Origin of the sequence: Enterovibrio baiacu, assembly GCF_004120195.1 — a bacterium.
Classification (GTDB): Bacteria; Pseudomonadota; Gammaproteobacteria; order Enterobacterales; family Vibrionaceae; genus Enterovibrio; species Enterovibrio baiacui.
The window spans coordinates 47,867-69,095 of the sequence record NZ_SCHN01000026.1; the positions used below are offsets into that span (position 1 = coordinate 47,867).

Annotated in this window: 20 protein-coding genes; 3 read left to right on the top strand and 17 right to left on the bottom strand. The window is 48.0% G+C overall.

Annotation, left to right across the window (positions count from 1 at the left end; all coding sequences use genetic code 11):
- Positions 1 to 132: 132 nt before the first annotated feature.
- The 7 genes from dapB to murJ all read right to left on the bottom strand — a co-directional run bounded on the left by dapB (position 133) and on the right by murJ (position 8,693).
- Positions 133 to 942 (bottom strand): 4-hydroxy-tetrahydrodipicolinate reductase, encoded by an 810-nt coding sequence (dapB, locus tag EQP46_RS22070; RefSeq protein WP_129495703.1) that lies wholly within the window; start codon positions 940 to 942, stop codon positions 133 to 135.
- A gap of 224 nt (positions 943 to 1,166) precedes the next feature.
- Entirely contained in the window at positions 1,167 to 2,111 is a 945-nt protein-coding gene (gene ispH / locus EQP46_RS22075; protein ID WP_129495677.1) for a 4-hydroxy-3-methylbut-2-enyl diphosphate reductase, read from the bottom strand.
- A gap of 11 nt (positions 2,112 to 2,122) precedes the next feature.
- Positions 2,123 to 2,554: an FKBP-type peptidyl-prolyl cis-trans isomerase gene (fkpB, locus tag EQP46_RS22080; RefSeq protein ID WP_129495678.1), complete on the bottom strand. Its 432-nt coding sequence runs from the start codon at positions 2,552 to 2,554 to the stop codon at positions 2,123 to 2,125.
- 175 nt (positions 2,555 to 2,729) lie between these two features.
- On the bottom strand, positions 2,730 to 3,242 hold the full coding sequence (gene lspA, locus EQP46_RS22085; RefSeq protein ID WP_129495679.1) for a signal peptidase II: 513 nt from the start codon (positions 3,240 to 3,242) through the stop codon (positions 2,730 to 2,732).
- 34 nt (positions 3,243 to 3,276) lie between these two features.
- Positions 3,277 to 6,105, bottom strand: coding sequence for an isoleucine--tRNA ligase (gene ileS, locus EQP46_RS22090; RefSeq protein WP_129495680.1), 2,829 nt, complete (start codon positions 6,103 to 6,105; stop codon positions 3,277 to 3,279).
- A gap of 7 nt (positions 6,106 to 6,112) precedes the next feature.
- On the bottom strand, positions 6,113 to 7,072 hold the full coding sequence (gene ribF / locus EQP46_RS22095) for a bifunctional riboflavin kinase/FAD synthetase (RefSeq protein WP_129495681.1): 960 nt from the start codon (positions 7,070 to 7,072) through the stop codon (positions 6,113 to 6,115).
- A 61-nt stretch (positions 7,073 to 7,133) separates the two neighbouring features.
- Complete coding sequence (murJ, locus tag EQP46_RS22100; protein WP_129495682.1) at positions 7,134 to 8,693, bottom strand: murein biosynthesis integral membrane protein MurJ; 1,560 nt, start codon at positions 8,691 to 8,693, stop codon at positions 7,134 to 7,136.
- 303 nt (positions 8,694 to 8,996) lie between these two features.
- Between murJ and rpsT the strand changes: the two genes are divergently transcribed.
- Positions 8,997 to 9,257 carry a 30S ribosomal protein S20 gene (gene rpsT / locus EQP46_RS22105; protein ID WP_017008767.1) on the top strand — a complete coding sequence of 87 codons (261 nt, stop codon included), beginning with the start codon at positions 8,997 to 8,999 and terminating at the stop codon, positions 9,255 to 9,257.
- Positions 9,258 to 9,504: 247 nt separating this feature from the next.
- Here the strand turns inward: rpsT and EQP46_RS22110 are convergent, their stop codons facing one another.
- From EQP46_RS22110 to nhaA, 4 genes are all read right to left on the bottom strand, one after another.
- Complete coding sequence (locus EQP46_RS22110) at positions 9,505 to 9,798, bottom strand: ArsR/SmtB family transcription factor (protein ID WP_017008766.1); 294 nt, start codon at positions 9,796 to 9,798, stop codon at positions 9,505 to 9,507.
- A 105-nt stretch (positions 9,799 to 9,903) separates the two neighbouring features.
- A complete protein-coding gene (gene nhaR, locus EQP46_RS22115; protein ID WP_129495683.1) occupies positions 9,904 to 10,791 on the bottom strand; it encodes a transcriptional activator NhaR in 888 nt (295 codons plus the stop codon).
- Positions 10,792 to 10,867: 76 nt separating this feature from the next.
- On the bottom strand, positions 10,868 to 11,140 hold the full coding sequence (locus EQP46_RS22120; RefSeq protein WP_129495684.1) for a hypothetical protein: 273 nt from the start codon (positions 11,138 to 11,140) through the stop codon (positions 10,868 to 10,870).
- Positions 11,112 to 12,302 carry a Na+/H+ antiporter NhaA gene (nhaA, locus tag EQP46_RS22125; protein ID WP_129495685.1) on the bottom strand — a complete coding sequence of 397 codons (1,191 nt, stop codon included), beginning with the start codon at positions 12,300 to 12,302 and terminating at the stop codon, positions 11,112 to 11,114. Before nhaA ends, EQP46_RS22120 begins: the two co-directional genes overlap by 29 nt.
- Before the next feature lie 422 nt (positions 12,303 to 12,724).
- Here nhaA and EQP46_RS22130 point away from each other — a divergent pair, with 422 nt between their 5' ends.
- Positions 12,725 to 13,870 carry a Na/Pi symporter gene (locus EQP46_RS22130; protein WP_129495686.1) on the top strand — a complete coding sequence of 382 codons (1,146 nt, stop codon included), beginning with the start codon at positions 12,725 to 12,727 and terminating at the stop codon, positions 13,868 to 13,870.
- A gap of 204 nt (positions 13,871 to 14,074) precedes the next feature.
- On the opposite strand, the gene EQP46_RS22135 is transcribed toward EQP46_RS22130, so the two are convergent.
- From EQP46_RS22135 to rppH, 5 genes are all read right to left on the bottom strand, one after another.
- A complete protein-coding gene (locus EQP46_RS22135; RefSeq protein WP_129495687.1) occupies positions 14,075 to 14,914 on the bottom strand; it encodes a thymidylate synthase in 840 nt (279 codons plus the stop codon).
- A 98-nt stretch (positions 14,915 to 15,012) separates the two neighbouring features.
- On the bottom strand, positions 15,013 to 15,810 hold the full coding sequence (gene lgt / locus EQP46_RS22140) for a prolipoprotein diacylglyceryl transferase (protein ID WP_129495688.1): 798 nt from the start codon (positions 15,808 to 15,810) through the stop codon (positions 15,013 to 15,015).
- Positions 15,811 to 15,823: 13 nt separating this feature from the next.
- Positions 15,824 to 16,630: a sulfite exporter TauE/SafE family protein gene (locus tag EQP46_RS22145; RefSeq protein ID WP_129495689.1), complete on the bottom strand. Its 807-nt coding sequence runs from the start codon at positions 16,628 to 16,630 to the stop codon at positions 15,824 to 15,826.
- A 10-nt stretch (positions 16,631 to 16,640) separates the two neighbouring features.
- Positions 16,641 to 18,899 (bottom strand): phosphoenolpyruvate--protein phosphotransferase, encoded by a 2,259-nt coding sequence (gene ptsP / locus EQP46_RS22150; protein WP_129495690.1) that lies wholly within the window; start codon positions 18,897 to 18,899, stop codon positions 16,641 to 16,643.
- Positions 18,900 to 18,965: 66 nt separating this feature from the next.
- Complete coding sequence (gene rppH / locus EQP46_RS22155) at positions 18,966 to 19,490, bottom strand: RNA pyrophosphohydrolase (RefSeq protein WP_129495691.1); 525 nt, start codon at positions 19,488 to 19,490, stop codon at positions 18,966 to 18,968.
- Positions 19,491 to 20,109: 619 nt separating this feature from the next.
- Between rppH and mutH the strand changes: the two genes are divergently transcribed.
- Positions 20,110 to 20,796, top strand: coding sequence for a DNA mismatch repair endonuclease MutH (mutH, locus tag EQP46_RS22160; protein ID WP_129495692.1), 687 nt, complete (start codon positions 20,110 to 20,112; stop codon positions 20,794 to 20,796).
- On the opposite strand, the gene EQP46_RS22165 is transcribed toward mutH, so the two are convergent.
- Positions 20,793 to 21,092, bottom strand: coding sequence for a DUF6482 family protein (locus EQP46_RS22165; RefSeq protein WP_129495693.1), 300 nt, complete (start codon positions 21,090 to 21,092; stop codon positions 20,793 to 20,795). The two genes, mutH and EQP46_RS22165, sit on opposite strands and share 4 nt — an antisense overlap.
- Positions 21,093 to 21,229: the final 137 nt, after the last annotated feature.

Below are 21,229 nucleotides of genomic sequence, written 5' to 3' on the forward strand. Positions count from 1 at the left end.
CCCCACTAAGCCTTGAAAGCACACGTTAACTCAGGTCGAGATTGCAATATTTATGCAGAAGTGTGAGAGAGATTGAAGGAGGGAAGACCATGCAATTGGCAAGCGCCAATTGCATAGTTAATCGGTTTTCATTTAGAGTGCATCGAGGTCCAGCACATCTTGCATTGTGAAGAAGCCAGCGCCTTTTGCATTCAACCAAATCGCTGCACGCACTGCACCATTTGCAAATGTCATTCGGTTGGTCGCTTTATGTGTAATTTCCACACGCTCACCGATATCAGCAAACATCGCGGTGTGTTCACCCACAATATCGCCAGCGCGAATGGTCGCAAAACCAATCTCATCACGGCTTCGCTCACCCGTGATGCCTTCACGTGCATACACAGCAACATCACTCAGTTTGTTGCCCATCGCACCCGCAATGGCTTCACCCATACCAATCGCCGTGCCAGAAGGTGCATCCACTTTGTGGCGATGGTGCGCTTCAACGATCTCAATGTCGCAGTAGTCGCCCATGACTTTCGCTGCTTTCTCAAGCAGTTTAAACACGAGGTTTACGCCGACGCTATAGTTTGGTGCCATCACAATGCCAGTATCAGAAGCTGCGGCATCAATCTGAGCGCGCTGTTCTTCAGTAAAGCCTGTCGTACCAATGATCAGTTTCTTCCCATGCGCTTGGCAAAGCGCAAGGTTCGCTAAGGTCACTGCAGGCGCAGTAAAATCAATAATGACATCAAAATCATCGGCTACCTTCGCGAGATCATCCACGATGGTAACGTCGCGCTTACCGATGCCCGCGAGTTCGCCCGCGTCAGTGCCAATAAGACTCGATTCAGGACGTTCACTTGCAGCTGCCAGTATTGCGCCTTCCATTCCATCCGTGGCTTGAATTAGCTGTCGGCCCATACGACCGGCAGCGCCCGCAATTGCGATGCGAACCATGTAAATCCCCTTTTCACTTTCGGTCAGCGCCGCGTCAACGCGGCGCAATAAAATCATTCGTTTGTCACTCTACCTTTTTCAAACAGTGATGTATATCCGAGCAATACTTGGAATGACGCTCTGTATCGTCGACGAAATACTTCTCGCGCTATAACGCCAAAAGGAGCCATAGGCTCCTTTTATACAATCAGACATCGTCGCGTTTTTGTTATGTTTTGATGCCCCTAGTCGATATGCTTCACTTGAAGCTCACGTGGCACTTCAAAGAACATGTTTTCTTCACGTCCTTTAAGCTCTTCTACCGCCGTGCCGCCATATGCTTCAATCTGTGCAATGATAAGGTTCACGAGCTCTTCAGGTGCAGACGCGCCCGCTGTAACGCCGACTTTTACTTTGCTTTCAAACCACTCTGCTTTCACGTCTTCTGCGCAATCTGTCAGGTACGCTGGCGTACCTAACTTTTCACTCAATTCACGCAAACGATTCGAATTTGAACTGTTCTTCGAACCCACCACCACCATCACATCACATTGCGTCGCAAGTTCACGCACTGCATCTTGGCGGTTTTGGGTTGCGTAGCAAATGTCATCTTTACGCGGACCTTGGATCTCAGGAAACACTTCACGCAATTTGTCGATCACGTCTGCCGTTTCATCCACAGACAAGGTGGTTTGACTAACGTAATGCAAGTTAGATGGATCTTTCACGTCAATGGTATGAACATCTGCCGGTGTTTCCACCAAGTACATACCACCGGTTTCGCTAGCATATTGTCCCATGGTGCCTTCCACTTCTGGATGTCCGGCATGGCCAATCAGCACCACTTCCATATTTTTGCGACTCGCACGCGCAACTTCCATGTGAACTTTAGTCACCAATGGACACGTTGCATCGAACACGGTCAAACTGCGAGATTTTGCTTCATTACGCACCGCTTGTGACACGCCGTGGGCTGAAAAAATAACAATGCTGTCATCAGGCACCTCACTGAGTTCTTCAACGAACACGGCGCCACGTGACTTTAAGCCTTCCACGACAAAGCGGTTGTGCACGACTTCATGACGCACATAGATGGGAGGCTGATACATTTCTAGTGCACGCTCAACAATGCTGATAGCACGATCGACACCGGCACAAAACCCACGAGGGTTAGCTAGCAAAATCTTCATTACAACGCCTTTTAACCGACACTCACTATTTCTACATCAAAGATGACATTTTGGCCGGCGAGTGGGTGGTTAAAGTCCACAGTAACAGACTCGCCCGACACTTCCGTAATGACACCTGGAATTTCCTGACCACCGGGACCTGCAAACGCGACGATTGTCCCTTCTTCTAAAGGAATATCACCAGCAAATTGACTGCGATCCATATGTTGGATGTTGTCAGGGTTAGATTGGCCAAACGCATCATCAGGCCCCAATGTAAAACTGGCTTTTTCACCTTCGGACAATCCTAACAAACACTTTTCAAAGTTATCCGTCAAACTGCCGTCGCCCATCACAAGCTTCGCAGGTTTACCTGATGTCTGGGTGCTGTCTGCGACAGAACCGTCTTCCAGTTTAATGGTGAAGTGCATCACCACTTCACTGTTAGCGCTAACGTTTGCCATTCAACCATCCTTGAATTCGATGAAGACGTAAACCGTCTAATAGTACCCAGCAACATCTTCATGTTGGGTATAAACCCCAATTCTCATTGGGTTATGTATTTTTGAATACAATACGGCGCTGCCCGTAAAACGACCAGCGCCATAGTGTTATTTCTTATGTCTCACCACAAACCGTTTACTCAGTTTCAGCGGCCTGTTTTTTTGACGACAAAATACTTTCCAGCACAATCAAACCTGCACCGATACAAATTGCTGTATCCGCCAAGTTAAAGGCTGGCCAGTGACTCTTTCCAATAAAGAAATCGAGGAAATCGATCACGTAGCCATGAACGAGACGATCAAACAAGTTACCAATCGCACCGCCAATGACCAAGGCATAGGCAATGTTCAAGATCTTGTTGCTCGCAGGTGTTTGGCGCATCCAGTACGCCAACATGCCTGATACGGTCAGCGCAATGGCAGCAAAGAACCATCGCTGCCAGCCACCCGCATCGCTCAAGAAACTGAACGCAGCGCCGTAGTTGTGAACATACAAAAGGTTAAAGAAAGGCAGCACTTCAATGCGGTTTGCCCAACCATACCCCATGGTATCCATAACAAGCAGTTTACTGCCAATATCCAACACGAACACCAGCAACGCTAACCACAGCCAGCGCACACCCGATTGTTTTGCTGTCAGATCTTTCATCCAGCCTTCCTACTCTCTTTATGCGTGGCGACGATTACGCGAATTGACGCGTTTCGCCTTCACCATCAATGTTACTTACACAACGACCACAAAGGGTTGGATGTGCGTCGATTGTGCCTACATCTGCAACATGGTGCCAGCAACGCTCACACTTCTCTGCATCTGATTTTGCAACAACGACAGACAAACCTTCGATTTCCGTTGCAACTGCAGCTTCAGGCGCTGCGTCTGTCGCAACAACCTCTGCTTTAGACGTCAGCAACACAAAACGTAGCTCATTGCCCATCGCTTCTAGCTTGGCAGCAAACTCAGGTTTCGCATATAGAGTGATTTCAGCTTCGAGTGAACCACCGATTTTCTTATCGTTACGTGCTTGTTCTAGAACCTTGTTAACGGCACCACGAACACGCAGCAATTCAGACCAGAATGCGTTGTTCAGCGTCTCGTCGTCATTCAGGCCAAACAAACCGTCGTACCACACTTCAGTGAATACGTATTTGTTACGTGAACCCGGCATTTCGTTCCAGATTTCATCTGCAGTAAACGACATGATCGGCGCCATCCAACGCACCAACGCTTCCATGATATGGAACAGAGCCGTTTGACAGCTGCGGTGCGCAAGGCCACCGGCTTTCGCGGTGTATTGGCGGTCTTTGATGATGTCCAAGTAGAATGAACCCATCTCAACAGAACAGAACTGCATCAAACGCTGAGTCACTTGGTGAAAGTTACACTCTTCGAACGCCTTCAGAATTTCTTCTTGTGCTTCAAGTGCTTTGCCCACCGCCCAACGGTCTGCAATCACCATGTCTTGAGCTGCAACCATGTCAGTTTCAGGGTTGAAGCCATTCAAGTTAGCAAGCAAGAAGCGCGCGGTGTTACGAATGCGGCGATACGCATCAGCACTGCGGTTCAGAATTTGATCAGACACGGTCATTTCACCCGTGTAATCAGTCGATGCCACCCACAAACGCAGGATGTCGCCACCCAGCTTGTTCATTACGTCTTGTGGAGACACAACGTTACCAATCGACTTAGACATCTTACGGCCTTGACCATCAACGGTGAAACCGTGGGTCAACACTTGCTTGTAAGGTGCGGCATTCTTGATTGCAACAGATGTCATTAGCGATGACTGGAACCAGCCACGGTGTTGATCCGAGCCTTCCAAGTACATGTCAGCTTCATTGCCGTTGAATTCCGCGCGTTGATTTACAACTGCATAGTGCGTAGCACCTGAGTCAAACCATACGTCTAGGGTATCCAGCACTTTTTCGTAGTTTTCAGCATCGTCACCAAGCAACTCAGCGGTGTCGAGATCCCACCACGCTTGAATGCCTGATTGTTCAACTTTCTGCGCCACTTGTTCGATCAGTTCAACCGTGTTCGGGTGAAGATCTGAGGTTTCTTTGTGAACGAACAACGCAATTGGCACGCCCCACGTACGTTGACGGGAGATACACCAATCAGGGCGACCTTCAACCATCGACTCGATGCGGTTTTGACCCCACTCAGGGATCCATTGTACGTTTTTGATCTCTTCCAGTGCTTTCGCACGCAGGCCAGCTTTCTCCATAGAGATAAACCACTGTGGCGTTGCACGGAAAATGATCGGCGTTTTATGACGCCAGCAATGCGGGTAGCTGTGCTCATACGCGTGGTGGTGCAATAAAGAACCGTGTTCTTTCAGCACGTCAATCACGTTGTCGTTTGCTTTCAATACATGTTGACCGGCAAACAGTTCAGTATCAGGCAAGTAAACGCCGTTGCTACCCACTGGGTTTGCCACTTCTAGGCCGTACTTTTGACCCACCACGAAGTCTTCTTGACCATGGCCCGGTGCCGTGTGAACAACACCTGTACCTGATTCAGTCGTGACGTGATCGCCACAGATTACTGGCACATCGAAGCTGTAAAACGGATGGTTGAAGCGCAATAGCTCCAACGCGTCACCTTGGCAGAAACCAAGGTTATGGAAGTGTTCAATACCCGCGCGATCCATCACTTGCTTCGCAAGCTCTGATGCCATAATCAAACGACGAGGGGTTTCGCCTTCCACTTGAACAAGTACATATTCCAGTGCATCAGAAACAGCCACTGCACGGTTTGCAGGCAATGTCCAAGGCGTGGTGGTCCAGATAACGATAGACACGTCACCGTGACCTTCATGGCCTTCCGCCAAACCGAATTTGGCCAGAACGGCCGCTTCGTCTGTCGCGCGGAACATCACATCAATAGAAGGCGATACTTTGTTCTCGTACTCTACTTCTGCTTCGGCCAGTGCTGAACCACAGTCAGTACACCAGTGAACAGGCTTAAAGCCTTTGTGAAGGTGACCGTTGTCTGCAATTTTGCCTAGCGCACGGATGATGTTCGCTTCGGTGTTGAAGTCCATGGTCAGGTATGGCTTATCCCACTCACCCAACACACCAAGACGTTTGAAATCCGCCTTTTGGCCTTCAACTTGTTTTGCTGCGTACTCACGACACTTCTGACGGAATTCAGCAGCAGACACTTTTTTGCCTGGCTTGCCGACTTTCTTCTCAACCATCAGTTCGATTGGCAGACCATGACAGTCCCAACCAGGTACGTAAGGTGCGTCAAAGTCCGACAATGTTTTGGACTTAATAATAATGTCTTTAAGAATCTTGTTTACTGAGTGACCAATATGGATGTTGCCGTTTGCATACGGAGGGCCGTCATGCAGGATGAAAGATTTCTTGCCTTTTTTCGCTTTACGGATCTCGCCGTAAAGATCTTCATCGTACCAACGCTTGAGCATTTGCGGCTCACGTTGTGCAAGATTACCTCGCATCGGAAACGCGGTTTCCGGCAGGTTTAAGGTATCTTTAAAGTCACTCATTGATTGTTCATTCCGTATGGACGTTTTCGACATTATCTTGACCAGCCAGCCACGCACGCGCTGTCTGGGCATCAAGTTCAATTTGGGCTTTTAGTTCGTCTAGCGAACCAAATTTTTTCTCATCTCGCAGCTTATGAAGAAGCTGCACTTCAACATGCCGACCATAAAGATCGCCAGCGAAGTCAAAAAGGTGCACTTCCAATTGTTGGCGTACACCGTTAACAGTTGGTCGCGTGCCTACATTAGCAACACCACCTAACCAAGTGTTCTCATCAATACCGCCGACCTTAACGACATACACACCAGACACAGGCGTAACACGTCGTTTTAACGGGACGTTTGCGGTAGGGAATCCGATGGTACGACCTAGCTTCTTACCGTGGGAAACACGCCCACTGATGCTATAAGGTCGCCCTAGCATCTGCTCCACTGCGTCTTGCTCGCCTCGCGACAATTCATCACGAATGGCAGTACTGCTAACACGCTGCTCGGAGACACAAAAACTTTGCGTACTCACCACATCAAAATGTGCAGATTTTGCTTCTTGCTGCAGATAGACAAAATCGCCCTGACGCTTAGCGCCAAAGCGGAAGTCATCGCCGACCACGAGAAACTTAACACCCAATTGTTCAGCCAACAAGCGATGAACAAAGTCATAGGGAGTAATGGCAGCGAATTTTGCATTAAAATTCACCACAAGTAATCGCTCAACACCTAATTTCGCCAACTGCGTGTATTTATCACGCAAGCGAGTCAAGCGTGCAGGCGCGCGATCGGCAGCAAACAATTCTCTTGGCTGGGGTTCAAACAGCATGACCGTGGACGGAACGCCCAACTCACGGGCCTTCTTTACCACTTGAATAAGCACTTGTTGGTGGCCTAAATGCACACCATCAAAGTTACCGATCGTCAGTACGCACCCTCGGTGTCTGTCTCGGATGTTATGAATGCCTCGGATCAATTCCATAATGGTAAAACTGCTTTCCCCTAAAAAAACCGACGGATTATATACTAGTTATGCGTAGCAATCAGCTTTCTGCTCGAAGTTGACGCGGTCTCACACCAGAAACGGCCAAAGACACAAGGTAAGTCACTGCACCTAAAGCAATTAAGCCAAATAGAATGTAGATACGTTCCCAAAGCCCCATCGCGAGCCAGTCAGTATTTTCTGGCATCAGCCAAAACACCAAGCCGCCCATCAGTGACGCACCAATCACGAGGCGCAACGTAAAAAAGAGTGTTTCCCGACTCACGCGATACACACCTTGCTTATGAAGGCCTCTGTACAGCAAGCCCGCATTGACCAACGCTGACAACGCCGTTGCCATAGCCAGACCAACATAACCATAAAATGACGCGAAGATAAGGTTGAACACCATATTGCTAACCATAGCAATGATGCCATAGCGCACAGGGGTTTTCGTGTCTTGGCGGGCGTAATAGCCTGGCGCAAGCACTTTAATAAGCATGAAGTTCAGCAAGCCTGACGCGTAAGCCATTAGCGACAGCGCCGCAGCATCCACGTCTGACGGACTAAACTCGCCACGCATGAAGAGCACCATCAGCATAGGTTTCGCTAATACCATCATGCCCACCATCGCGGGTAATCCCAGTAACAGCACCATGCGAATACCCCAATCCATCGTACTGGCGAATTGACCGGATGATTGCTCAACGTGCTTTTTCGACAACGCAGGCAATATCACAGTGGCAATCGCAATGCCAAACAAACCCAGCGGGAACTCTAAGAGGCGGTCAGAGTAATACAACCAACTGATGGACCCCGTCGCAAGGAAGCTCGCGATAAAGGTATCAAGCAACAAGTTAATTTGGCTGACGGACACACCAAACAGTGCGGGAATCATCAATGTGCGAATTTTCACCACACCAGGGTGAGACCAACCCCATTTGGGTTTAACCAACATGCCTTCGCGATAGAGAAAAGGAAGCTGGAACGCAAACTGGATCAAACCACCGAGGAAGACACCAATACCGAGCCCAATTTCTGGCTGCTCTAAATTAGGGGCTATCCAAATGGCCGCCGAAATCATCGCAATATTGAGAAATACCGGCGTAAAAGAAGAAACCGCAAATCGCCCGAGCGTGTTCAGGATGGATCCTGCCAACGCCACAAAGGAAATAAACCAAAGATAAGGAAACGTGATTTTCAATATCAACGAGGCTAATTCAAACTTGTGCGCAGACGGGCCATCGTTGACCCAATCTAAAAACCAGCCAGCACCAAATAATGCTGTGATCACAGGCGAAGCAATCACCCCCACCAAGGTCACAATGGTCACTAACACTCCCAAGGTGCCTGATACGTAAGCAATTAGCTCACGGGTTTTGTTTTTATCATCACTGGCTTGGTATTCGGCTAAAACAGGCACAAACGCCTGTGAAAACGCACCTTCTGCAAACAGACGACGTAAAAAGTTAGGGATTTTATTGGCGAAAAAGAAAACGTCAGCGGCGGCGCCCGCCCCCATTAGATTTGCGATAACCACATCGCGCATCAGCCCCATCACGCGAGACACCATCGTCATAAAGCTGACAATCATTCCCGAGCGAAGCAATCGCTTTGACACGTATATCCCCTTAAAAATCTCGCTCTGTAAACGGTTTAGCCATGCTTTGCAGCAAAACCGGCAATAATCTGCGAGCGAAAAACGCTAGCCCTGTGATTATCGCGCATAAAGTGCTTACTTAACGATAAGAATGCTGATAGAATTTTCCGCCATATTAACCGCGAAGTTCGCAACACGCCAACCCTAGCGAGTCTAGTGTTAGTGCGGCGGATATTTGCACAAATGAATTGACAACTCCGGTAAAACGAGGCATATTCCTCGGCCTTAAATTGTCACCGAATATAAGATTTGGGAGTTAGACCCTTGGCGAATATCAAATCTGCTAAGAAGCGTGCAATCCAATCTGAGAAGCGCCGCCAGCACAATGCAAGCCGTCGCTCAATGATGCGCACTTACATGAAAAAAACTATCGCAGCTATCGTAGCTGGTGATAAAGAAGCCGCTACTAAAGCGTTTGGCGAAATGCAACCTATCTTGGATCGCATGGCTACTAAAGGCCTGATCCACAAGAACAAGGCTGCTCGTCATAAAGCGAACCTAGTTGCTCAAATCAAAGCTCTTTAATAGCGCTTCGATTTGAAATAAAAAAACCGGCTTAAGGCCGGTTTTTTTATGCGTGTTATTTAGACATGAGAGCTAACTAAACGAATCTCCACACCTCATCACTCATCAGCGCCAACTTATCTTCGCACCACAACTCGCTCATGATTCCCATTGATTAATTCAATAAGAAGACAGTCACGAATGACTGAGCATCGTGTTCACGCAATGACTGATCAGGTATAGATACTTTGCTTTGTTCTACGAGTGGCTATTTGCAATATAGTTGATGAAGCGTTGACATAATCGTTTGAACTTCAACACTTTTCAGTGAGTAGTACACGGTTTGCGCCTCTTTGCGTGTTGCAACGAGCCCGTCACGACGAAGCCAAGCAAGGTGTTGCGACAACGCTGATTGACTGAGTTGTAATTTGTCACTGAGCATCCCCACTGACAACTCACCTTCCAACAAATAGCATAGAATGAAAAGTCGACGCTCATTGGCCATTGCTTTTAACAACTGTACCGCTTTTGGCCCCTGTTCTTGCATCTGTTTCAAATCCATACTTACTGCCTACTATCTTCCATCTAACGGGTTGTTTGATTTCGCTTAAGTTTAACACTGATCATTTTGTTAACAATGCCTAGCGTTTAAGAAAGGCGTTAAAAACTAATGAAACAACTTGCTAAAATCTGCTTCACATATTCTTTTTACTGCAGGATGCTGGATCATGCGCTCTGCAAAAATAACGTAATACTCCTCCTTCAACTCTTTCACTTTTGCAACTTCTTGCACATTTGGCAGCTCAAGTACATCTGCAGAGTAAAAAGTCGGGGCCACAAACATGGCGCGATGATTCGATCCAAACGCCTTCATCAGCGCTGCATCGTCGAACTCACCCAAAATGTTTGGTGTGATGCCTTGGCTATCAAACCAATGCATCAGTTTGCGTCCCATGGCTGTTCTCGTGCCCGGGATTAACAATTTGTACTCTTCGATGACAGCTGGAAATGTCGCGTCAATCAGTGAATCAGAACAGAAGAAACTCATCACACTTTCACCCAACTTCACACTAAACAACCCCGGACTCTGGGTGGAGTCCACAGGACAGTCTGACAAAATCATGTCGAGTTTGTGCTGGCTGAGTTGTTCAAGCAGAAGCTCGTGGGTGGATTCAAAACAACGTAAGTGAATGCTGTTGTCCTCAGGAACGGCCTTCAACAGCACCCTACTGACAAGACTCTTCGATAGCGCGTCAGCGACACCTACATCGAACAAAACGTTCTCTTGCTGGCTATAGTTCACGATATCCAGCATCTCGTAGCTCAGGCCGAACATCTTGTCGGCGTATTTGTAAACTAACTGCCCAAGCTCTGTGGGCTCGACATTGCGTCCAACCCGCTTGGTGAGTCGCCCTTTCAGGCGTTCTTCTAACGCGCGAATTTGGCCAGTCACGGTTTGAGGCGTAAGAAACAAGGCTTCAGCAGCTTTAGTGACAGAGCCTTGCTTGCAGACCATCCAGAAATAGTACAAATGGTTATAGTTTAAATGTGACATATGACTTCAACGAAAAAGACGCCAGAGTTGCCCCAAGGTGGGATTCTGACGTCTTTGAATGTAATGAGTGGAAAATTTAGCCTTTCTCGAGAGAAATAGGTGTGCGGTAACGCCCACCGGCTCTTTGTTCTAGCGCTCGACTAAACCAGCTGTCTTTGTCAGCACTGCGTTCAACAAATACTGCCTTCTCTGTCTCACTGCTTTCGAGGTATCCACTTTCCATGCCTGCGATAAACGCTTGGCAAACATCGGTTGTGTTATCGTCAAAGCAATGCGAATAGTCTTCAGACGCTAACGCTGGTATGGCGAGTAGCGCACCACTAATAATCAATACCCACTTTCTTTTCATCGCTTTCTTCCTCCACCTGACTCGATTTCGGCAATACAGCATTCAATAAGGCATAACCTGCTACGGCCGAGAGCGTTGAACCAATCAAAATACCCAGTCGAGAGAACGTAATGTAGCTTTGATCGACGCCAACAAACGCCAACGACGAGATAAATATCGACATCGTAAAGCCAATCCCGCACAGCAGGGACACAGCAAAAATCTGTTTGAAATTCACGCTTTCAGGAAGACGCGCAACTCCCATTTTCACCGACAACCAACTGAAGGTGAAAATACCCAGTGGTTTACCAACAAGCAGACCCAGTGCAATACCCAATGGCAATGTGTTCGTTAAGCTCTCAAAAGAGACGCCTTCAAGCGACACACCTGCATTTGCAAAAGCAAATAGCGGCAGGATAAGAAACGCGGCATACGGGTGAATCGCATGTTCAAGCGTCTTAAGCGGTGATTTGCCGTCCTTGCCCCCTTCGAGTGGGATAGCAAAGCCAAGTACCACACCTGCAAGGGTGGCATGCACGCCAGATTTCAACACGCTGAACCACAAGATTGCGCCCACCAGCATGTACCATTTCACCCCTGACACATTTTTACTGTTCATTAAGAACAGTGCCATGGTTGATAGGAAGGCGACGGTCAAGGCAGTAACAGAAAGGTCACTGCTATAGAACAATGCAATGATCACGATGACGCCTAAGTCATCAATGATGGCCAGAGCCAGCAAGAACACTTTCAGAGAAAGAGGGACACGCTTGCCAAGCAGCGCCATCACACCTAGCGCAAAAGCGATATCGGTAGCAGCAGGAATAGCCCAACCACTTGCGGTAACTGGGTCGTTAGCATTGAACGCAAGGTAAACCAGAGCAGGTGCAACCATACCACCAACAGCGGCAATGGCAGGGAAGATCGCTTTCTCTTTAGTATTAAGTGCGCCCTCGATAAGCTCTCGTTTGACTTCCAGTCCTATTAAAAGGAAGAAGATAGCCATCAAGCCATCATTGACCCAATGCTCGACAGACAGACCTGCGACGTAGCTGTGAAGCACGCTTTCGTATACAGGTTGCAGCGGTGAGTTCGCGATGATGATTGCTAAAATAGCAGCAATGATCAGCACTAAACCACCGGCTGATTCCATCTTCATAAACTGACGAATGGCATCAGTCATTTAAAGCACTCCATAAAATAGTTATTCGATACTAGTCTAGGCGCCGACCAGCAAATATGAAAAATCGGTTCTTCGGAGATTAAACCTCGGAATTCCCGAGCAATTCAATAATTATTGATGATTTTTTCGCAATATGATTTTACCTATTGTCATAAACGCTGATTTTTTTGTTGTGATGTGAGCCTAATTTAGCGCGAATGCGCGAAAAATAACCGATCTAACACCCTATCCGAAAACACATTTAAACCGCTGTTTATAAAAGCATAAATGCACTTCCCACCCCTACCTCACCCCCTATGAGAATGATTGATTATGGGTAAGGCGCGAAACTGTAATATTAGTGAAATATTTCATGCCTACTATCGCCCTCAGATTCTTTCATTGACATAAATCTGACATACAACTGTCACGGAGATTTCTTTATGACCTCCCAAGCTTCTACTGCTGCACCGATTAACAGCTCTAAGAATTGGGTACGTTGGGCTAACCTGGCGCTAATGCTTTATGTTCTGCTTTTAGCAGTGTCTATGGTTGGTAGTGGTTTCAAGTGGGCTGCAGGCGAAGAGGCTAAAACCTTATTCGCATTCGCGTCTCACCCTGTTGCTGGTTTGATGATTGGTATCGTTGCGACTGCACTGATTCAATCTTCAAGTACAGTAACGTCTATTATCGTTGGTCTGGTAGCTGGTGGCTTACCTGTAGAGACCGCAATCCCTATGGTTATGGGTGCTAATATTGGTACCACTGTTACCAACACCTTGGTAAGCCTAGGGCACGCACGTTGCAAAGACGAATTCCGTCGTGCATTTACCTGTGCAACCGTTCATGACTTCTTTAACTTAATGGCCGTTTCTATCTTCCTTCCTTTGGAAATGATGTTTGGCCTTCTTGATAAAATTTCTAGCTGGCTTGTTGCTCCATTGATGTTCGATGGCAGCCTAAGCATGAAAGGCATGGACTTCATGGGTCCATTGACGAAGCCTCTTGTTGCCAGCACCAAAGACGCACTATCAATTCTGCCAGGCAACTGGGGTGGCGTTGCATTGATTATCTTGGGTATCGCACTGATTTTTGCTTCTATCACTATGATGGGCAAACTAATGCGTAAACTGATGGTTGGTCGTGCAAAAGAGCTTCTACACAATGCAATCGGTCGTGGCCCAATCCATGGTATTGCATCAGGTACTTTGGTAACGATTCTGGTTCAGTCTTCTTCTACGACAACAAGCCTGATGGTTCCACTGGTAGGTACAAACGTATTGAAAGTACGCGATGTTTACCCGTTCACACTTGGCGCAAACATCGGTACCTGTATCACTGCACTGCTTGCAGCGACAGCGGTAACAGGTCCAAACGCAGTATTTGCTCTGCAAATTGCATTGGTTCACCTAACGTTCAACGTTCTAGCGACACTGCTCATCTTTGGTACGCCGTTCCTGCGCGAAATTCCATTGAAGTGTGCAGAGATGCTGGGTGAAGCTGCAGCGAAGACGAAGCTTGCTGTGGTTGCATACCTTGGTCTTGTGTTCATTGCGATTCCATCTGTTGTGATGCTAGCAACACAATAAGCACTCAGACAGATATGAAAAACGCCCGCATTTAGCGGGCGTTTTTGTTTCTAGCGGAACGCTTTCGCGTTGCGTTCTCAACTCTCTCGTCTCCAAGCATCTCACCAAACAGAGCCCGCTTTCCTAACTCGCCTTGATTATCTTTGCCCATAAAAAAACCGGGGAAAATCCCGGCTTCTATATCACTGCTATCACACGCAACAATTAAATCGCGATAGGTGCTCTGATAGCCGCTTGCGCGTCATAACCATCAATCTCAAAGTCTTCCAGTTTGTAATCGAAGATAGAGTCAGGCTTGCGCTTGATGGTCAATGTTGGAATCGTCCCTGGCGTACGCTTAAGCTGCTCGTAGACGATATCATCCGTTAGATGGTTACCGTAAAGGTGAACGTCACCAAAGGTGTGTACGAAGTCACCCACGTCCAAATCACACTGCTGCGCGATCATGTGCGTGAGCAGCGCGTAGCTTGCAATGTTAAACGGCACACCAAGGAAGTAATCCGCACTGCGCTGGTAAAGCTGACAAGAAAGCTTTCCATCAGCAACATAGAATTGGAACAAACAGTGGCAAGGTGCCAATGCCATGCGGCCTTGCTCGACGTTTGCTTGCGGCGCGATGCTTTCATCAGGCAAGTCAGCAGGGTTCCAAGCCGTAATGATGTGCCTACGAGAGTTTGGTTTGGTTTTGATTTGCTCGATAAGCTCAGCGATTTGATCAACCGTAGAGCCATCTGGGCATGCCCATGAACGCCATTGCGCACCGTATACAGGACCAAGATCGCCGGCTTCTGTTGCCCATTCATCCCAAATCGAAACCTTGTTGTCTTGCAGGTATTTGATATTGGTTTCGCCATTCAAAAACCAAAGCAGTTCATGAATGATGGCGCGGGTATACAGTTTCTTTGTCGTAAGAAGCGGAAAACCTTCACTAAGGTCAAAGCGCAATTGACGACCAAATACAGAACGCGTTCCCACACCCGTGCGATCGCCTCTATCACTCCCGTTGTCGATGATATCCTGCATTAAATCAAGATATTGCTTCATGGAATTTCCTTTCGTTACCCCGCACGCCTTCCGGCGTGACAATTATGATTTATAAAATAAAGAAAACCGCAGACAGGGCTGCGGCTTAAATTTTGACATTATGCAGACTGAGAAACGCTCTGACGACGGTACGCCCACAGTATCATTAGCGCACCAAGGATGATCATTGGCGACGACAAAATCTGCCCCATGCTGATCCAATCTCCGAACAGCCCTAGGTGTGCATCTGGCTCACGATAGAATTCCACGATGAAACGGAATATTCCGTACCCCATCAGGAACAAGCCAGATACCGCTCCCGCAGGACGTGGCTTCTTGATGAACCAGTTAAGAATAAAGAAGAGCACAACGCCCTCAAGGGCAAATTCATAAAGCTGAGAAGGGTGACGAGCCAGTGGCCCGCCAGTTGGGAACACCATGCCCCATGCAACATCCGTCGAACGTCCCCACAGCTCACCATTCATGAAGTTACCGAGGCGACCGGCACCAAGGCCAAACGGCACAAGCGGCGCGATGAAATCGGAAACAGTAAAGAAGGTGCGCTTAGTGCGGTATGCATACCACGCCATCGCCGTGATCACGCCCAACAAGCCGCCATGGAAAGACATGCCACCTGTCCACACTTTAAATAGGAAGAGTGGATCAGCCAAGAAGGTATCAAACTGGTAGAACAAAACGTAGCCAATGCGGCCGCCAAGTATTACGCCAAGAAAGCCTGCGAAAAGTAAGTCACTCACTTCATCGCGCGTCCAACCACTTCCCGGCTTATCGGCGCGACGGTTTGCTAGCCATAATGCAAACGCAAAGCCCGCGAGGTACATCAAACCATACCAGCGCACGGCAACAGGGCCGATTTCAATCAAAACAGGATCTATTTGGGGAAATGTCAGTGACATTAGCTTGTCTTCCTTAGCTTAAAAACATACTCGCCCCAACAAGGAGCAAAAATACTGCAAATACGCGCTTTATGATCGGTGTGGGTAACCGCGATACTAACTTGGCACCATAACGTGTTGTGAACACAGAGGTGCTTACGATACCAATCAATGCAGGTAAGTAAACATATCCGACACTGTATTCTGGCAAAGATTCCGGTTGCGATAGACCAAAAAAGATAAAACCCGTCATCCCTGACAGCGCTAAAAACACACCACATAAGGATGCCGTACCGATGGCTTTGCGCATTTCAACGCCATGATAATTCAAATACGGCACGGTTAGCGACCCCCCACCAATACCGGCAAGGCTTGATGTCACACCAATAAGACCGCCGCTCAACACATTCTTGCCCACAGAAGGTAAGGGTTTTTCAGCCCTAACGCGCAACGAAAACACCATTTGCAGCGCAAGCAACAGTACAATCACACCGAAAATACGGGGTAAATACTCTGTTGGCATTTTATCTGCAATGCCACTTCCCATCAGTCCACCGACCAAAATTCCTGGCAACAACGTTTTGATGACGGAAGGCTGAACATTACCGAGCCGATAATGAGAGAGCGCAGAAGAGGAAGAAGTCACAACAATACTGGCTAACGATGTAGCTAACGCCATTGGCATGATCAAAGAAGGCGATATTTCCGCCCACGGCAACAGCACCGACAAAGCAGGAACAATCAACAAGCCGCCACCAATACCCAGCAAGCCCGCCAATAACCCCACGCAGCAGCCTAACATGAGGCACACTGCGAACAGCCACAAGGTGGCATCTAACATGAATGTATTCCTATTTACCGACCCGAATGAGACCACCCAGGTTGTACTGCTCGAGAAAGTCTTCTGACGCTGAGCGAATATCGCTCGCCAGAGAAAGACCGAGCATCGCGTTGACGTGGTTTTGCAACGCGTCAGAAGGGATATGACGAAGTACGTATTTAATTTTTGCAACACTGCGCGTGTTCATACTTAATTGGCGATAACCCATGCCAACAAGCAAGGTTGCGCCTATCGGATCACCAGCAAACTCACCACAAACACTGACAGGCAATGTTAACCGTTTGGCTTGATTGAGTATTTGAACGAGCACTGCTAACACCGACGGATGAAATGTATCATAGACATCTGCGACTCGGGCGTTATTTCTATCCACGGCCAACAGGTATTGGGTTAAGTCATTCGTCCCGACGGAAAGAAAATCGATATGGGGCGCGACCGCATCAAATTGATACAGGACTGACGGCACTTCCACCATGATCCCCAAGCGCGGACGATGAAGCACCTCGCCTTCCGCTTCTGCGATTTCCGTGACCTCCGCAAACGCACGTTCAATCAGTGTTTTCGCTTCCAATAGCTCGGACAAACCAGAGATCATGGGCAAAAGAATGGCAAGGTTATCTCGGCCTATGCTTGCGCGAAGCATGGCGCGAACTTGAATTAAAAAGATATCAGGGTGATCGAGCGTGAAACGAATGCCTCGCCAACCCAAGAACGGGTTATCTTCTTCAATCTTCAAGTAAGGAAGCGGCTTATCTCCGCCAATGTCCAGGGTACGCATGACCACGGGTTGTCCCGGGTAACAGTCCAAAATGGATCGGTATTGATTGACCTGATCGTCTTCGGAAGGGAAGCTACGCTGCATCAAAAACGGCACTTCAGTACGGTAAAGCCCCACCCCATCAACCCCGCGGTTAATGGCAATGCTGGTGTCTGCACTCAACCCCGCATTGAGGTGTATTTGGACGCGAACACCGTCTGCCGTTTTGGTTTGTTTGGTGAAGGCATTATCCACTTCTTTTTGAAGCTCAAGCTCTTCGTCCCGCAGACGTTTATATTCTTTCAGTACCTGTGGCGCAGGCTCAACCAGCAAGCGTCCTTTAAATCCATCCAGCACCACTTTCTTACAGTGAACAAGCTCAGGGCGGAACTCCACTCCCATCACCGCCGGAATGCCTAGCGCACGCGCTAAGATCGCCGCATGGGCGTTGACTGCACCCTCTTCGGCGACAACACCCGCAAGTTGATCGCGAGGAATCGCCGCTAACATGCCAGCCGTCAATTCACGGGCAAACAGCACGATGGGTTTATCAAACTGCCACTGCTTGGTTTCTTGGTTTTCGAGGAAATAGAGCAGGCGCTGACCCAGCTCCTTCACGTCGTTCGCACGTTCACGAAGGTAGGGATCAGACATGTTATTAAAGCGCTCAGCAAACTCATCTATGGTTTGCTTTACTGCCCACTCTGCCATGTCACCACTGTGAATACGCTCCTTCATGGCTTTTCTAAGCACAGGATCATTCAACAAGTGGATAAAGAGATCGAAGATCGCCAAGGTGTCTTGATTGAGTTCGCTGTCGAAACGCTTTCGAAGACGCCCAAACTCTATGATGGCAGCACTGACGGCCCCATCAAAACGGTCGCGTTCTTGTTGGATATCAAGACACGAGGCAGGGAGAACAAGATCGAGGCGCGGCTGAGAGACATCACACCAGGCTTCTGCAATGGCAACGCCCGGCGACGCCGCAGCACCTTGCAATAACATGGAACCACTGCCGTCACTTGGCCACACACCCTGTGCTTTCGAGTGAGCAAATACAACAGCCAGTTGCGCGGCGAGTGTAATAAGAAACGATTCTTCACTTTCATCAAACTGACGGGGTGCGCGTTGCTGAACCACCAGCACACCGAGCACTTGTCGACGATAAATAATGGGCGTCCCGAGAAAGGAGTTGAAATGATCTTCGCCGATGTCAGGAAAGTGTTTGAAGTCCGCATGGGTTGCGGCATTGGCAAGGTTGATGGGTTCAGCACGACGGCCAACTAGCCCGACTAACCCTTCTTTAAAAGAGAGCGAAACGCGGCGAGCACGGGAGTTCAATCCCTTCGTCGCCATCAGTTCGTAAACTTGTCGTTCATGATCCGCAATATAAACAGAGCAGCACTCTGTTTCCATTGCAGTGCAGGTCTCTCCCACCAAAGTATTGAGGGCTTGCTTCACGTCGCTTGATGACGCAACGTTGTGCACGATGTCTCGCAGTTTCGTTAGCATCAGCACCCTCTTTCTTTTCCTTTGCTTTCGTAGACCTAGCTTCTACCGAACGCGCAATTTACTGTTCTAGTTTTTTGAAGCACCTCGCTTTCCTTTGCGCTTCACTTTTCGTTCACGAAAAGGCATCGCAATGGCCGCGAACTCCTTCATCGCACGGCGATATACGTCGCGCTTGAATGACACCACTTGCCTCACAGGATACCAATAACTCACCCAACGCCAACCGTCGAATTCAGGCGTACCCCCGCGTTGCATGTTCACCTTAGACTCGTCACATTCCAGTTTCAGCAAAAACCATTTCTGTTTTTGTCCGATACACACAGGCTTTGAATCCCAACGAACTAAACGTTTAGGCAACTTATAGCGTAGCCAATGTCGGCTTGTTGCCAGAATTCGGACATCCTTTTTGGTTAATCCGACTTCTTCGTATAACTCTCGAAACATGGCTTGTTCAGGGGTTTCTCCTTCATCAATGCCACCTTGTGGAAACTGCCAAGAGTGCTGTCCGTATCGACGAGCCCAGAGAACCTGACCGTGGCTATTACATATAACAATCCCTACATTGGGACGGTAGCCATCGCCATCTATCACTGGACGACCTCAAATATAAATCTCTATTAACAGTGATTTTTTCACACTATGTGCACAGTGGTAAACAAACATTGCGTATGAAACGCATTTTTTGGGGGCTTCAACCGCCTTCTGTGCTGAAAAGGCATCAGATCTAGAGTTATAAACAGTTCGGTGAGACCAAGCGCACATTTATTCACGCTTTCTGTGGATAGATTTGTGCAGAAAGGTCTTAAACATCTGTTTTTATTTTTCTTCACCACGCGAATCTCGGAATAAAAACCTTCACTCAACATAACTATATTTATAAATAACAGTAATTTACACCCAACCAGCATCAGAAAAAAGCAAAGATCATACAGCGTAAAAACGACAAGATCTTAAACTGGTCAAAGATCCATCAAAGCGAGAGTTACCCACACCAGTTGCGCAAATTATCGCCTTAAACCTGCAAAACCTTCAAAATCAACCAGAAAAAACACTGTATAAGCATACATGTTATCACTCGGCGCTAAATCATCACTTTTCGCTGTGGATAACTGCATTTCGATGGTAATCCGTATGATCAACTTCTCGACACTGGTTTTTTCTCAGCGAGGCTGGTAGCGTGCTCAGCGAAGAATCTTGAACGGAAGAGACCATGATCCCAGCGCCTACCTCTGAAAACGAATTGCTCGAGCGAGCGACAGCCTTGGCTGGGTTTACACTTGGTGAATTGGCAGAGCAGTATGGTTTGGTATGCCCTGCTGATCTTCGTCGGGAAAAAGGTTGGGTGGGTATGCTGCTTGAAACCTGTTTAGGCGCAACCGCAGGAAGCAAGCCAGAACAAGATTTTCAAGACTTGGGCATCGAGCTCAAATCGATCCCCATCAGCCACACAGGAAAGCCGCTTGAAACCACTTTTGTCTGTGTCGCACCGCTCACCAATGTGCATGGCCTAACATGGGAAAACAGCCATATCCGCAATAAACTGTCGAAAGTGCTGTGGATACCTGTAGAAGGCGAGCGTGAAATCCCCGTGTGCGAACGGCATGTTGGCATGCCACTCATTTGGCAACCATCAGATGAAGAAGAAGCCCAGCTAAAAGCAGATTGGGAAGAGTTGATGGAATTTATTGTCCTTGGGAAAGTGCACCAAATTACCGCCAAGCATGGTGAGTATCTTCAATTGCGCCCTAAGGCAGCCAACAGCAAAGCCGTGACGGAAGCATACGGCGCAAACGGACAACCTATAAAGACACTGCCAAGGGGATTTTATCTCAGGAAGCAGTTTACAAGCAGGATACTGGCAGCACACTTTATGCTGCCAGCGGAAGATACCTTTTAAAGCGTAATTTCCATGTCTTCTTTGCAGGAGGTGTCAGCAGGGCCAAACTCGTCGTAGGGATCAAGCAGCCTTAGCGTCACTTTCTTTACCCCTATTTTTCGCAGCTTATCACTCACCTGCTCAATGCTATCGAAGTGCATCACTTCATCATGTTTGTCATCTTTAAGTGGTTCAAGCTGGTGCCTAACTTCCACTTCCACAATGTACTGAGCGCCACCCGCGTGCGCCACAACGTAACAATGAGGTACATTATCTGGGTGAGAAAGAATCCAGTTCTTCAATTGCTTTAATTTCATATCGTTACCACATTGTTAACCATATGTTAACTATAGTGCATTTCGCCGAAAAACAAACACTTCCCATGATGAAAACAGGCGTTAATTCGAATCAGTTTCAAGAATTAAACACACAAATGATGAGGGAAGATCTCTGC

What these genes read in the sequence shown, in the direction of transcription:
- dapB (WP_129495703.1), bottom strand. Translation starts at nt 942, where the DNA reads ATGGTTCGCATCGCAATTGCGGGCGCTGCCGGTCGTATGGGCCGACAG.
- ispH (WP_129495677.1), bottom strand. Translation starts at nt 2,111, where the DNA reads ATGAAGATTTTGCTAGCTAACCCTCGTGGGTTTTGTGCCGGTGTCGAT.
- fkpB (WP_129495678.1), bottom strand. Translation starts at nt 2,554, where the DNA reads ATGGCAAACGTTAGCGCTAACAGTGAAGTGGTGATGCACTTCACCATT.
- lspA (WP_129495679.1), bottom strand. Translation starts at nt 3,242, where the DNA reads ATGAAAGATCTGACAGCAAAACAATCGGGTGTGCGCTGGCTGTGGTTA.
- ileS (WP_129495680.1), bottom strand. Translation starts at nt 6,105, where the DNA reads ATGAGTGACTTTAAAGATACCTTAAACCTGCCGGAAACCGCGTTTCCG.
- ribF (WP_129495681.1), bottom strand. Translation starts at nt 7,072, where the DNA reads ATGGAATTGATCCGAGGCATTCATAACATCCGAGACAGACACCGAGGG.
- EQP46_RS22110 (WP_017008766.1), bottom strand. Translation starts at nt 9,798, where the DNA reads ATGGATTTGAAACAGATGCAAGAACAGGGGCCAAAAGCGGTACAGTTG.
- nhaR (WP_129495683.1), bottom strand. Translation starts at nt 10,791, where the DNA reads ATGTCACATTTAAACTATAACCATTTGTACTATTTCTGGATGGTCTGC.
- EQP46_RS22120 (WP_129495684.1), bottom strand. Translation starts at nt 11,140, where the DNA reads ATGAAAAGAAAGTGGGTATTGATTATTAGTGGTGCGCTACTCGCCATA.
- nhaA (WP_129495685.1), bottom strand. Translation starts at nt 12,302, where the DNA reads ATGACTGATGCCATTCGTCAGTTTATGAAGATGGAATCAGCCGGTGGT.
- EQP46_RS22130 (WP_129495686.1), top strand. Translation starts at nt 12,725, where the DNA reads ATGACCTCCCAAGCTTCTACTGCTGCACCGATTAACAGCTCTAAGAAT.
- EQP46_RS22135 (WP_129495687.1), bottom strand. Translation starts at nt 14,914, where the DNA reads ATGAAGCAATATCTTGATTTAATGCAGGATATCATCGACAACGGGAGT.
- lgt (WP_129495688.1), bottom strand. Translation starts at nt 15,810, where the DNA reads ATGTCACTGACATTTCCCCAAATAGATCCTGTTTTGATTGAAATCGGC.
- EQP46_RS22145 (WP_129495689.1), bottom strand. Translation starts at nt 16,630, where the DNA reads ATGTTAGATGCCACCTTGTGGCTGTTCGCAGTGTGCCTCATGTTAGGC.
- ptsP (WP_129495690.1), bottom strand. Translation starts at nt 18,899, where the DNA reads ATGCTAACGAAACTGCGAGACATCGTGCACAACGTTGCGTCATCAAGC.
- mutH (WP_129495692.1), top strand. Translation starts at nt 20,110, where the DNA reads ATGATCCCAGCGCCTACCTCTGAAAACGAATTGCTCGAGCGAGCGACA.
- EQP46_RS22165 (WP_129495693.1), bottom strand. Translation starts at nt 21,092, where the DNA reads ATGAAATTAAAGCAATTGAAGAACTGGATTCTTTCTCACCCAGATAAT.